Origin of the sequence: Shewanella frigidimarina NCIMB 400, from assembly GCF_000014705.1 — a bacterium.
Lineage (GTDB): Bacteria > Pseudomonadota > Gammaproteobacteria > Enterobacterales > Shewanellaceae > Shewanella > Shewanella frigidimarina.
The window spans coordinates 3,354,885-3,369,234 of record NC_008345.1; the positions used below are offsets into that span (position 1 = coordinate 3,354,885).

The window sequence follows — 14,350 nt, forward strand, 5'->3', positions numbered from 1 at the left end:
AGTCAGACAATCTCGCTATGAGCTTCGATATTTCTAAATTTCCAGTACTAGCGAAAGCTAATACACCAGAAGAATTAAGGAAGTTACCTCAAGGTTTACTTCCACAAGTGTCTGATGAACTCAGACAGTTCTTACTTCAGTCTGTTGCTATTTCTAGCGGACATTTTGCTTCTGGCCTAGGCACAGTTGAATTAACTGTGGCACTTCATTATGTCTACAATACCCCTTTTGATCAGTTAGTTTGGGATGTAGGGCATCAAGCTTATCCACATAAAATCCTTACCGATCGTCGTGAACAGATGCACACCATTCGACAAAAGAATGGCTTACATCCTTTCCCATGGCGTGAAGAAAGCCCATACGATACGTTTAGCGTGGGTCACTCTGGTACCTCTGTTAGTGCCGCATTAGGCATGGCGATTGCGGCAGGGAAAGAAGGTGTTGGTCGAAAAGTGGTTGCTGTGATTGGTGATGGTGCCATGACAGGGGGAATGGTATTTGAAGCCCTCAATCATGCTGGCGACTTGCACAATGATATGCTCGTGGTACTGAATGACAATGAAATGTCGATTTCTGAAAATGTTGGCGCACTGAATAATCATTTGGCGCAACTGATGTCAGGTCGTTTTTATACCACCATTCGAGAAAACAGTAAAAAGGTCCTTAAAGGGATGCCTGTCATTAAAGAAATGGCTAAGCGTACTGAAGAACACCTTAAAGGCATGGTTGTACCTGCAACGCTTTTTGAAGAGTTAGGGTTTAATTATATTGGCCCAATAGATGGCCATGATGTTGATTCGCTCGTTGAAACCATGCGTAATATGCGCAACCTCAAGGGTCCACAGATACTGCATATCATGACCAAAAAAGGTCGTGGTTACGAACCTGCTGAAAAAGATCCTATCGGTTGGCACGCGGTGCCTAAGTTTGATCCCAGCCAGTTTAAGAAACCGACAACTAAACCAGGTTTGCCTACGTTTTCACAAGTATTTGGTAAATGGTTATGCGACATGGCCGCAACAGACGACAAGTTAGTCGCTATTACGCCCGCTATGCGTGAAGGCTCAGGTATGGTTGAATTTTCACAACGATTCCCAAGCCAATATTTTGATGCTGCCATTGCCGAACAGCATGCAGTTACATTAGCAGCAGGTTTTGCCTGTGCAGGACTAAAGCCTGTAGTCGCTATTTATTCAACTTTTTTACAGCGCGGATACGATCAACTTATCCATGATGTGGCTTTACAACGTTTACCAGTATTATTCGCCATTGACCGTGGTGGCATTGTTGGTGCAGATGGCCCAACTCATCAAGGTGCATTCGATTTAAGCTTTATGCGCTGTATTCCGAATATGATTATTATGGCGCCATCAGATGAAAATGAATGTCGCCAAATGCTCTATACCGGTTATTGCTATCAAGATGGGCCGACTGCAGTACGTTACCCTCGTGGTTTTGCTACAGGGGCAGAACAAATTGACACCATGACGATGATACCCATTGGTAAAGGGGTGTTAACCCGTCAAGGTCAAAAAATTGCCATTGTAAACTTTGGTACCACACTAGAGGCTGCTACCGATGCAGCTGAAAAACTGGATGCAACCATTGCCGATATGCGCTTTGTTAAGCCACTAGATTTAGGCTTGCTTGAACAACTTGCCAATAGCCATGATGTTATCGTTACCGTTGAAGAAAACGCGATTATGGGCGGTGCAGGCTCAGGAGTGATTGAAGCATTACACAAAATGCGGATTGTGAAACCTGTGTTACAGATTGGTTTACCTGATGAGTTTATTAAACACGGTGCACCTGATGAAATCACCGCAGAGTTGCAACTTGATGCCCAGGGTATTTTGGCGCAAATCCAAGCCTTTATGGCTTAATATTTAGCTATTCCTACTAGCAGATGATCAAAAAAGGACTGAAAATTCAGTCCTTTTTTGTGGCTAACGTTCTAGTTATCATAGTGTCGATAACTAGATGAATAACACTATGTCAATAGCACTACAATGCTATTGACTACAACGCTAGAGTCAACAAGCGAGTATTGAGATTAACGTTATCGTTAAGCTTCAACATCCACACTGCCACCGCCTTGAGATACCATCACCATCGCTGGACGCAGTAAGCGGTCATTCAATAAATAACCTTTTTGCATTACCATCATCACAGTGTTCGCAGGATACTCAGCACTTGGCTGCATGCCAATAGCTTGATGATGTTCAGGGTTAAATGCTTGGCCTTGTGGATTAACTTGAGTCACACCAAACTTCTCAACCGAAGTTAAAAAGCCTTTCATGGTCAATTCGACACCCTCATAAATCGCTTTAGTCGCTTCATCTTCAGGGTTAGTTCCCTGTAAGGCGCGTTCCATATTATCGATTACAGGTAATAGTTCGTTAGCAAACTTTTCCAAGGCAAACTTACGTGCTTGCTCGACATCTTTTGCCGCGCGAGTACGAATGTTCTGTGTTTCTGCCGCTGCGCGCATTTCAACATCTTTACGCTCAGCTAACGCAGTTTCAGACTCAGCCAATAGTTGCTCTAGTTCTTCAATTCGAAAATTTGCTTGGGTTAATTCATCCATCAAACTTGCCTCATCAACTACGATTTCAGGAGTTACCGCTTCTTCCACTTGATCTTGCGATGTGTTGTTCGATTCGTTGCTCATTTTCACTCCAGCTAAAAAATGCGTTATTTCGTATTCTACGACAATAAATAAAGTGGCCATTTACTGATAATTTAACAGCAAATCTCACACTTTTAATAAGTTTGAGTATATTATGGGGATCAATTCTTATGTTTCAAGGCCTAAAGGCATAACAAACTCGAATATGACTAAAATGTTCCAGACTATCGGTCTCATCGGTAAACCACATCATCAAGGGACTAACCTCACGTTAACTCGTTTGCATCATTGGTTAAGCATGCAGGGCTTTAAGGTGATCGTTGAAGGACGTGTCTCTGCAGAGCTAGGAGCAGATGTGTGCTCAATGGACCTACTTGAAATGGGTGAGCATTGTGACTTAGCCATCGTAGTGGGTGGTGATGGCAATATGCTAGGTGCAGCCCGAGTATTGGCTCGTTTCAATGTTGCAGTGATTGGTGTAAACCGGGGTAACTTAGGCTTTTTAACCGATTTACCTCCCGATAACTTCGAAGAGGCCTTGTCTAAAGTTCTCAGCGGTGAATTTGAAACTGAGCATCGTTTTTTATTGGAGGCTGAAGTTCACCGCCACGGTAAAATTACTGCCAGTAATACAGCCGTCAATGAAGCAGTACTTCACCCTGGAAAAATTGCTCATATGATCCAGTTTGAGGTTTATATAGACGAACAGTTTATGTATAGCCAACGCGCTGATGGCATGATCGTGTCCACGCCGACAGGTTCAACAGCTTATTCTTTGTCCGCTGGCGGTTCAATATTAACCCCTAATCTGCAAGCACTTATTTTAGTGCCCATGTTTCCTCATACCTTGTCTTGCAGACCCATTGTAGTCGATGCCTGTAGCACCATTAAATTAGTGGTATCACCTGAAAATGGCGAAAACCTTGAAGTCAGCTGTGATGGTCATGTCCATTTAGCCGTATTACCCGGTGATGAAATTTTTATTCGCCGTTCAAATGAACGCCTAAGACTCATCCATCCAAAAGGTCATAATTATTTTCACGTATTACGTAACAAATTAGGTTGGGGAAGTAAACTTTTCTAACAGTTTGAGCTCGGTCACAACCCTATCACTTTTCTAGTGAGCCCCTTCACATTACCAAATGCTAATTAATTATATTGTAAGCCAATCGATAACTCGCTTGGTTTTACTTTATATGAACTGCCACATCCCTAAAAAACGTGACCTCAAACACGCACTAAAAACCTCGCATCAGACTCGCTTCACAGTTCTGTCGGCTAATGCACTTTCTCGTGTGTTAGATGATCTCGATCAACACTTTTAACACTTAAATAACGTCTATTACGCCCTAGTTAGCCAAATGCTAACAAATAATAACAATTTAGTACCCACTTATAGTGATACGAGGTATGCATGACAATATTACAAATACTAGCAAGCTTAACCCCCATTATTAGCGTAATGGTATTCTTAGTGCTTATGCGCTTACCAGCGTCTAAAGCAATGCCCATATCCATGGTCGCTACAGGCCTTGTAGCAATGTTTATTTGGCAAATGGATACGCAACTTCTTGCGGCATCTGTAGTTGAAGGTCTTCTCGCTGCGTTAACACCGCTGACCATTATTTTTGGCGCGGTATTTTTGTTAAATACCCTTAAATATTCTGGCGCCATGGACACGATTCGTTCTGGCTTTACCAACATCAGTGCAGATGCACGTGTTCAGGTGATTATTATTTGCTGGTTGTTTGGCTCGTTTATTGAAGGTTCTGCAGGCTTCGGTACTCCAGCAGCCATCGGCGCACCGCTACTAGTATTATTAGGTATCCCACCCATTGCTGCTGCCGTAGTGGCCTTGATTGCTGATTCAACATCCGTGTCATTTGGTGCAATTGGTTTACCAGTGCTATTTGGGATGGAACAAGGCTTAACGGAAGGCGGCGTAAACATGGCAGCAGCTCAAATTGCTGAACATGGTGGCACCTTCGCAGGTTACGCACAGTACATTGCTAAACACATGATCACCATAGATTTAATGACAGGTACATTAATTCCGTTAGTGATGGTTTGTGTATTAACAGGCTTTTTTGGTCGCAACAAGTCAATTAAAGAAGGTTTACAAGTTTGGAAATTTGCAATATTTGCAGGTTTTGCCTTTACCATTCCAGCATGGTTAATTAACTATTTTGCTGGTCCTGAATTCCCTTCTGTTATCGGCGCACTTGTGGGTATGGCGTTAGTCATCCCTGTTGCGAGAAAAGGCTGGTTACTGCCATCAACACCTTGGTGTGACTTTACCGAAAACGACAATAAATCAGAAGAAGAGCTCGCGATTAATCAAACACCGGTTAAATTCTCACAAATTGCCGCTTGGTCTCCATACATCATTATGGCTGCGCTATTAGTCTTATCTCGTGTCGTTGCTCCATTTAAAAGCTGGTTACTCGGCTTTAACATCAGCTGGACAGGTTTATTAGGCACAGAGCTTAAAGCTGGCTTTGCTACATTATATGCACCGGGGATCTTCTTTGTTGTTGTATGTTTATTCGGTTTTATCTTATTTAAAATGAAACCAACTGCGATGAAGCAATCAATAACCGTTTCTTGTCGCTCAATGTTACCAACAATCATTTCACTAGGTGCATCAGTACCTATGGTGAAAATATTCCTAAATTCAGGAGAAAATGGTGCAGGTCTAGCTTCAATGCCTGTTGCATTAGCAGACCTACTGGCCAATAGCATGGGTTCAGTTTGGGCTTGGGTTTCACCTATTGTCGGTATTTTTGGTGCATTCCTATCGGGTTCTGCGACATTCTCAAACATGATGTTCTCAGGCTTGCAGTATTCAGTTGCAGATAATATCGGCATGAATCACGCCATCGCGTTAGCGTTGCAAGGCATTGGAGCCAATGCGGGCAACATGATGTGTGTAATGAACGTCGTGGCTGCTGCTACTGTGGTAGGTATGGCTGGTCGTGAATCTGAAATTATTCGTAAAACAATGCCTATCGCACTGGGTTATGCCCTAGTTGCAGGCACTATTGCTGTTATCTGGGGTGGATTCTAATTAACGATAAAGTTACTTATATTCTAACGATAACAATACAACAGCAGGCACAAAATGCCTGCCGTTCATTCGAGTGTAAAGAGAGCATGTTATGACTATTAATTATCAAGTAGTGATGGATACGTTAACGTCACAGCTCGGCAGTCACGCCGTATCTAATGATCCAGTGCGTCGTTTTGCTTGGTCAACTGATGCCAGTTACTTTCGTATCGTACCTGAAATTGTGGTACACGCAGATACTCCAGAACAAGTTAAAATAACCCTTAATATCGCCAGAGCACATAATGTGCCCGTAACCTTTCGTGCTGCCGGTACCAGTTTATCTGGCCAAGCTATTGGTGATGGCATTTTACTTATTTTGGGTCATGATGGTTTTAGAAACATTGAAATTAGTGAAGATAGAAATTCAATCACTCTAGGTGCTGCGGTCATTGGTTCAGATGCCAACATGGCATTAAAACCTTACAATAAAAAAATTGGTCCCGATCCTGCCACACTAGCCTCTGCGCAAATAGCCGGTATGGTGGCAAATAATGCATCAGGCATGTGTTGTGGCACCGCACAGAACAGCTATCAAACCATTAAATCAGTTAAATTAATGCTTGCCGATGGTACTGAACTTGACACAGGTTGCCCGCATTCAAAAGCGGCATTTGGTACGTCGCATCCTATGTTGCTCACAGCATTAACCGATTTGGCACAATTGACGCAGAATAACCCAACACTGTCAGCTCGGATCCATAAAAAGTTCTCAATTAAAAACACCACGGGTTACAGCATTAATGCATTAGTGGATTTTAGCGATCCATTTGACATCATTAATCACTTAATTGTGGGCTCAGAAGGCACACTTGCGTTTGTCAATGAAGTCACTTATAACACGGTTGAAGAAGCGCAATTTAAAGCTTCTGCCATGGCGGTGTTCTTCAATATGGAAGATGCTGCCAGCGCAATACCACCGATTAAAGGTGATAGTGTGGCCGCAGCAGAATTACTTGATTGGGCATCAATTAAATCGGTTACCGGTAAAACTGGTATGCCTGAATGGCTGAGTGATTTACCAGAAGGTTCAGCCATTTTACTCATTGAGTGTCGTGCTAATGACCCAGAAACGTTAGCGCAATACACTCAAGATGTGATCACAAAAATCGCTCACATTGATACTGAACGTCCTATTGAATTCAGCAATGATCCCGCTGTATTTGGAAAATATTGGGCCATGCGTTCTGGTTTGTTCCCGATTATTGGCGGTGCTAGACCTAAAGGTACATCCGTTATTATTGAAGATGTTGCATTTGAATTACAGCATTTGGCCAGTGCAGCGGCAGACTTAACCGCATTATTCCATAAACACGGTTACCCTGAAGGGGTTATTTATGGCCATGCTTTAGCGGGTAACTTCCACTTTATTATCACGCCAACATTTGCCTCACAAGATGACATCAATCGTTTCCAAGACTTTATGCAAGATGTCGCTGAAATGGTGATCAATAAGTACGATGGTTCTATGAAAGCAGAACATGGTACTGGTCGAGCTGTAGCCCCCTTTGTCGAAATGGAATGGGGCACTGACGCTTATACGTTAATGAAGCAAATCAAACAGATTTTCGACCCAAGTAAATTGTTAAATCCTGGGGTAATCCTCAATGATGACACGCTAGTACATGTAAAAAACATCAAACCTTGTCCAGTGGTAGATGACTTTGTCGACAAATGTATTGAATGTGGATTTTGTGAGAAAACTTGTCCTACATCGGCGCTAAATTTCTCTCCTCGTCAACGTATTGCGGTACTACGAGAAATTGAACGCTTAGAACAATCGGGTGATAAAAAAGCCGCCGCAGAAATGCGTGCTAGCTCTAAATACGATGTTATTGATACCTGTGCAGCATGTCAGCTATGTACTATTGCTTGCCCTGTTGATAACAGCATGGGTCAGTTAGTGCGCAAATTACGTACACCTTACATCACCACTACAGAACAAAAAGTACTCGACTTCCAGGCCAAGCATTTTGGTGCAGTAAACCAAGTGATCAGCACAGGTTTTGACATCTTAGGTATTTTGCACAAAGTGACTGGTGATGGTATCACCAACTCGTTGATGAAAGCGGGTCGTTTGATTACGAAAGAAGTGCCATATTGGAATCCAGACTTCCCTAAAGGTGGCAAAGTGGCTAAGCCATCAGCCCACAAACCGGGTCAGCAAACGGTTTTATACTTCCCTGCTTGTGGTGGCAGAACCTTTGGCCCAACACCAAAGGATCCTGACAACCGCACTCTGCCAGAAGTGGTCATCACTTTACTTGAACGTGCTGGCTACAATGTAATTATTCCAGAGAATACCCGTCATTTATGTTGTGGACAGATGTGGGAATCAAAAGGTGATTTTAAAAACGCTGATGCTAAGCGTGATGAACTGATTGAAGCACTGAGTAAATTGTCTGAAAATGGCAAAGTACCTGTGGTGGTTGATGCACTATCTTGTACTTATCGCACATTAACGGGTAATCCTAAGGTCAAAATAACTGACTTAGTCGAGTTTATGCACGACGAATTGTTACCTAATATGGCTATCACCAAGAAATCGAACGTCACCTTACACCAAGGCTGTAGTGCCCGTAAGATGAAATTAGAACCTAAGCAACAAGCTATTGCTGATGCATGTGCTAATCATGTAGTGTTGCCAGCAGGCATTAGTTGTTGTGGTTATGCGGGTGAGAAAGGGCTTTATAAACCTGAAATTAATGCCAGCGCACTGCGTAACATTAAGAAACTCATTCCGGCAGAAACGAAAGAAGGCTACTACGCTAACAGAATGTGTGAAGTGGGCTTAACCCAACACAGTGGTATTTCATACCGCCATTTAGCGTATTTACTAGAAGAATGTACTCGTTAAACTAACGGGCCATCACAGTAAATAGCGTAAATAATAAGGGCATTGATATCATATCAATGCCCTTAATTTTTGTTTGCATACTTAACACTAATTCTCATATTCAACGTTAATTATTGGACTCAACGAATTGTCCTATCCAATCGAATTGTCCTATCAAAACGAGCAGTCCAACTCAGACTAAGCCTATAAACACGCCAGTAACTGTTGCTGTAATCGTTGATGTTCAAGTGGCATATCACTAATAATTTCAACCCGAGTATCTAACGCATCATCAAGCTCATTAAGCATCAACTTATCATCCACCATATTGACACTCAACACCCCATCATAGGTGATAACAATAGCTTTTAATCTCAGCACATTTTCCATTTTAACCGTGTCTACCCACGCCATGAATTGCTCAAAATGAAAACAATGTTCTGCTGAAAATACCCAACCACTACTGTAACAGCCTTCACCCTGGTTAGTTTTGTGAATAAACCCCGCTGGAGAAAATTCAGGAGTATCGATATCGCTCAATGGTGGTTCGTTAGACAGCCAGTTATCCATAAGCGTTTTCCGCCCTAATAGCCGTTGTCCCGCTTGCACCGTTTGATACTTTGTCGGGGTATTTAAGCGCAATATTAACTGTTGGATTAGGTCAACATCAGTAAAATGATTATCGACATTAATAAGTGGTGTCTGTTGTAAATGTAACGTGCTGAGGAATTGCTGTAACTGTACATGATCTGTTTCAGTGTAATGCTGTGTTTTGTTGGCCAACAGCACATCCGCCATTTGTAATTGCTGCGCAAACGTATCATGATTTTGATAGCGCGGATCGCTGACTTTACGCGCATCAACCAGACATACACTACTTTGCAAAGTAATAACATTTCGATAATATTCAGATGTTAATAACTTCACGATTTCGGCAGGATGTCCAAGCCCAGTAGGCTCTATCAATAACCGGTCCGGTTTAGTCTGCTGAATAAGCTGATTTATCGCGACTTGAGTTGGTAAGCCAGAGACACAACACAGGCAACCACCTGGCACTTCTTTTATGACAATACTGGCAGGTTTTGCTGGTGTAGCATCAGGATGACTACTTTCATTACCAGCAGCGGTAGCATTTAACAACCCGCCATCAATACCTATTTCGCCGAACTCATTTACCAACACGGCCCACACTTCGCCTTTAGGTTTATGAGCTAATAACTGGCTAATGAGCGTGGTTTTACCCACGCCCAGAAAACCAGTAATAATATTGGTGTTAATCGGTTTGGTGATCATTTTTTCGCTTTAGCGTATTTGCCCTTTCGAGTAGGCTTCACATCAGTTTGCGATGGCTTACCACGTTTGTACTTAAGTACCTTTTTCGGTTTCTCTGCCGCAACATCGCGATATCGAGCAGGTAATGGCGCCCCTTCCTCGTATCCTGTCGGCACCAATATCGGCAATGATTGTTCAATAAGTTGTTCAATCGCGCCAAGCAACTCTAGCTCTTGTGGACTCACCAGAGAAATCGCTTCACCGCCTAATCCAGCACGACCAGTACGCCCGATTCTGTGAATGTAATCTTCGCACTCTTCAGGTAATTCAAAGTTAATGACTCTTGGCAGAGCTTGGATATCAAGCCCTCGAGCGGCCAAATCGGTAGCGATTAACACGCGTAATTGACCGGTTTTAAACTCTTCCAACGCACGATTTCGAGCCCCTTGGCTTTTATCACCGTGAAATACCGATGACTTAATGCCGTCTAAGCTTAATTCACGGTATAAATGATCTGCTGTTTCTTTGCGGCTGGTGAATACCATAACTTGCTGCCAGTTATGCTTACCAATTAATTCAGATAACAGTTCGGCTTTACGGCGGGTATCCACTTGGTACACTTGCTGGACAACATTAGCGGCTGTAGTTTGGGTTTCAACATGAACGTATTCAGGGTTGTTTAGCATTTTAGCGGCAAGGGTTTTAACGTCTTCAGAAAAAGTAGCAGAAAACATCATAGTTTGGTGTTGTCTGGCGATTAAACGCTTCACTTTTTCAATATCTTTAACAAAACCAAGATCAAGCATGCGATCAGCTTCATCAATCACTAGGTGGGTAACAAAAGATAAATCCAATTCATGCTGGCCAATAATGTCAAACAATCGTCCTGGCGTTGCCACTAAAATATCTATGCCTTGCTCTAATGCCTTACGCTGAGGATTGATACTCGCGCCACCATAAACGGCTAAGCTGGTCAGATTGATAAACTGGCTGTACTTAACTAAATTTTGCTCAATCTGAATCGCTAACTCACGAGTCGGAGTCATAATTAATGCGCGTAAACGATTTGCTGGCAATAAGTCTGAATGATCTTGATTCATCAAATGGCTTAGTAAAGGTAACGCAAAAGCAGCTGTTTTTCCGGTACCGGTTTCGGCACTGGCCAACACATCTCGGCCATCTAGCGCTAGTGGGATCACAGCTTGTTGGACAGGAGTAGCAGTTTGATACCCAGATTGATTAACCGCATCTAATAATAATGGCGGTAACCCTAGCGACGTAAATGACATAACTGACCCAATAACACAAATAAAAATAGGTCGCTATTGTATACTAATCTAAACATCATTAACTATTACATTAGTAATGGCATTAGCCATATCATCACGATGGATCATGCAGGATTTGAATTAAGAGTCACTGCATGAGCGTTATATCTGCTGACTAGCCTGCAATGGTATTGCTTTCTCCACTAAATACTTTTGTTCAAAATCATCACGGCACAAGGCATGCGAAAATAAATATCCTTGGCCATAATCACAGCCAGCAAACGCCAATAAACGCCGTTGACTTTCGGTTTCAATACCTTCAGCAATGACTTTGATGCCGAGTTTATGCGCCATTGCGATAATGGCTTCACACAAACACATATCATTATTTTTGGCAGCCAAACGACCCACAAAAGATTTGTCTATCTTAAGGTAATCAACATTATATTTGGTTAAATAAGGTAAGGATGAATAACCAGTACCAAAATCGTCAAGCGACAATTGCATACCAGCATTACCATAAGCCTGTAATTTAGCCTCAACATTAGGTTCAATGTCATGCAGTAAACTTTCAGTGATCTCAATACAAATGCTATTGGTTGGCAGCGCGAGCAAAGACATCTGTTTAAACCAATTCTCAACATCGGTCGACTCGTCTTTAAACTGTACAGGTGACATATTAATACTAATTTGAATATGATGATTAAATTGTGTCTTCCATTTAGCGGCTTGTTCGCAGGCTTGATAAAAAGCCCAATTACCAATGTCGATTATCATCCCTGTCTCTTCAGCAATAGAGATAAAATCTGCAGGTGGGATTAACCCCATGGTTGGATGGTTCCAACGTATTAACGCTTCAACCTTGATGATCTGCTGACGGCTTAAATCCACAATAGGCTGATAATACAACTCAAATTGCTGCTGGATAATCGCCACTTTAAGGTCTTGAATCAACGACATTCGCTTTTGTGCATTGTCTTGCATTGCGGAGGTAAAATAATTAAACCGATTACGACCATGGGATTTTGCCGAATACATGGCTTGATCGGCATTCTTTAATAATGCTTCGGTTGTTTTGGCATCGTCTGGAAATAAAGTAATACCAATACTGCCACTAATATAGGCCGTTTGATCACCTAATAAATAAGGCTCGGAAAGTCTTTTAAGTATTTGTTGTGCAACACGTTCGACTCCATGAGTATCTTCAAGGTTAGTTAACACTATGGTAAATTCATCACCACCAAGACGGGCAACAACATCGGTTTCGCGCACGCAATTTTTTAGACGTTCCGCCGTCTCAATTAACAATACATCCCCCATATCATGGCCCAACGTGTCGTTAATCTCTTTAAAATAATCCAGGTCTAAAAACATCAATGCAAAGTGATTATGCTGTCGGTCAGAATGAAATACTTCTTGATTCAAAAATGTTAACAACATCCTACGATTTGGCAAACCGGTGAGTGCATCATAATTAGCCTGGCGCCATATCAACTCTTCAGTTTGCTTTTTCTCGGTAATATCGGAAAATAACGCAACAAATCGCGCACCCTGCGACTTTGTTCGGATGATTGAATTAATGGTTAATAAGATAAGGTAATTTTCACCATTTTTACGGCGCATCCACACTTCACCATGCCAATGTCCCTGCTGACTAAGCTGTTGGCTTAATTGTTGATAAAAATGTTGGGGTTGAAGATCTGTTTCAAACATACGTAAATGCTGATCTTGTATGTCTTGTTGACTGAATCCAGTGATAAAAGAAAATGCAGGATTTGAATCAATGATAATGCCCTTTGCAGTAAACACACTCATGGCTTCACTGGAGTTTTGATATACAGATGCTGCAATACTTAGCGAATCTTCAACCTGCTTGATATCAGTAATATCGCTATGAGTGCCACACACTCTAAGCGGTTTACCTTTATCATCAACATCAACGACCCTTCCAGTTTGCAAAATCCATCGACTGTCGCCGTCCATGTTAGTTAATTGATATTCTACACGTTGGCTTATGCAGCGGCCTTTTACAATTTCATTAATGCTGCGAAGAAACTTAAATTTATCTTTTAGCTGTATCGCATTTATCCATAGTTTAGGGTGTAGATTAAGCTCTTCCATTGAACAACCTAAAATGTCAGCACTGTATCGATTAGTACTAATACGATTGTGTTGTACATCCCAGTCCCACACTCCTAGCTCACTGCTATCAAGTACTAGCGCAAGCTGTTCGTTACTTTGTAATAAATCTTGCTCGGCTTGTTTCTGATGAGTGATATCGAGAAAACCGGCAATCACCAGAAAAGTATTGTCTTGAACATGACGGCGGCAGGCAATAGTCACATGGGTATAAATGACCGAACCATCTTTAGCAATAAAACGCTTATCAATTTCGTATTCATTGAGTTCGCCTTTAACCATTTTCTCAAATAATAATAAATCTTTATTCAAATCATCTGGGTGTGTTAATTCAGCCCACGTTAACGCCTTTAATTCATTTTCGCTGTAACCGAACATTCGACATAAATAGGGGTTAACTCTCAACCAATGCTTAGTTTTAGTGGTAATAGAAATACCAATGTTGCCAATATCAAATTGATTGTTAAAAAGAAAATCCTCTTGTAATTTGACTTGTATATCGCGCCCACGAAACACTATTTTGGCAAGTAAATGACCGATGATCATAGTCAATAAAGGTAACACCATCATAATAGGAAGTGACACGGTACGCAGAGCATCTAACGCTTGATCAAACGGCAATAAAAATAGCCATAATAGCAATAGGGAATGAACAATAACGCCAAGAAGGTAAAATTCACGATAACTAATTTGATCCAATTCATGCCGACGATATCGACGCCATATTAATCCGATTAGTGCACTACTGCTTAACGCACATATACCAACCCATACTGCAACCCCGCCCAAATGATAACGATAAAGCGCCATGATAATCGTTGCGACAAGAGTTGGAATTCCGCCAAAAAATAGACCACTTAAACAGAGTACGACCGTGCGAGCATCAAACAATATGTCCTGTTGATGAACCAAGGGATCCATCATAATAACAACGCCAATAGTGCCAATAACAGCACCCATTAAAAATTGCCATAAAAAAGGCGCCACCTTACGTTGATGCGTAGGAGAGAGTGAGTAAACATAAACTAGCGCGAGTAATAGCGCTGCATTTTCTAAAATTGAGAAAAAAACATTTAGACTAAACATCTATACATTTCCCT

The 14,350-nt window shown here is 41.8% G+C and carries 8 protein-coding genes; 4 read left to right on the plus strand and 4 right to left on the minus strand.

Annotated elements, in window-relative coordinates:
* Positions 1–17: 17 nt before the first annotated feature.
* On the plus strand, positions 18–1,883 hold the full coding sequence (gene dxs / locus SFRI_RS14435) for a 1-deoxy-D-xylulose-5-phosphate synthase (protein WP_011638239.1): 1,866 nt from the start codon (positions 18–20) through the stop codon (positions 1,881–1,883).
* Positions 1,884–2,065: 182 nt separating this feature from the next.
* On the opposite strand, the gene grpE is transcribed toward dxs, so the two are convergent.
* A complete protein-coding gene (gene grpE / locus SFRI_RS14440) occupies positions 2,066–2,671 on the minus strand; it encodes a nucleotide exchange factor GrpE (protein ID WP_011638240.1) in 606 nt (201 codons plus the stop codon).
* Between the two features lie 163 nt (positions 2,672–2,834).
* On the opposite strand from grpE, the gene nadK reads away from it, so the two are divergent.
* The 3 genes from nadK to SFRI_RS14455 all read left to right on the plus strand — a co-directional run bounded on the left by nadK (position 2,835) and on the right by SFRI_RS14455 (position 8,592).
* Positions 2,835–3,713, plus strand: a complete 879-nt coding sequence (nadK, locus tag SFRI_RS14445) for an NAD(+) kinase (RefSeq protein ID WP_041413134.1) — start codon at positions 2,835–2,837, stop codon at positions 3,711–3,713.
* A 330-nt stretch (positions 3,714–4,043) separates the two neighbouring features.
* Positions 4,044–5,696: an L-lactate permease gene (locus tag SFRI_RS14450; RefSeq protein ID WP_011638242.1), complete on the plus strand. Its 1,653-nt coding sequence runs from the start codon at positions 4,044–4,046 to the stop codon at positions 5,694–5,696.
* A 91-nt stretch (positions 5,697–5,787) separates the two neighbouring features.
* On the plus strand, positions 5,788–8,592 hold the full coding sequence (locus SFRI_RS14455; protein WP_011638243.1) for an FAD-binding and (Fe-S)-binding domain-containing protein: 2,805 nt from the start codon (positions 5,788–5,790) through the stop codon (positions 8,590–8,592).
* Between the two features lie 183 nt (positions 8,593–8,775).
* Here the strand turns inward: SFRI_RS14455 and SFRI_RS14460 are convergent, their stop codons facing one another.
* The 3 genes from SFRI_RS14460 to SFRI_RS14470 form a co-directional block, all read right to left on the minus strand.
* Positions 8,776–9,864 carry a CobW family GTP-binding protein gene (locus SFRI_RS14460; protein ID WP_011638244.1) on the minus strand — a complete coding sequence of 363 codons (1,089 nt, stop codon included), beginning with the start codon at positions 9,862–9,864 and terminating at the stop codon, positions 8,776–8,778.
* A complete protein-coding gene (locus SFRI_RS14465) occupies positions 9,861–11,132 on the minus strand; it encodes a DEAD/DEAH box helicase (RefSeq protein WP_011638245.1) in 1,272 nt (423 codons plus the stop codon). Before SFRI_RS14465 ends, SFRI_RS14460 begins: the two co-directional genes overlap by 4 nt.
* A 141-nt stretch (positions 11,133–11,273) precedes the next feature.
* Entirely contained in the window at positions 11,274–14,336 is a 3,063-nt protein-coding gene (locus SFRI_RS14470; protein ID WP_011638246.1) for an EAL domain-containing protein, read from the minus strand.
* Positions 14,337–14,350 lie beyond the last annotated feature (14 nt).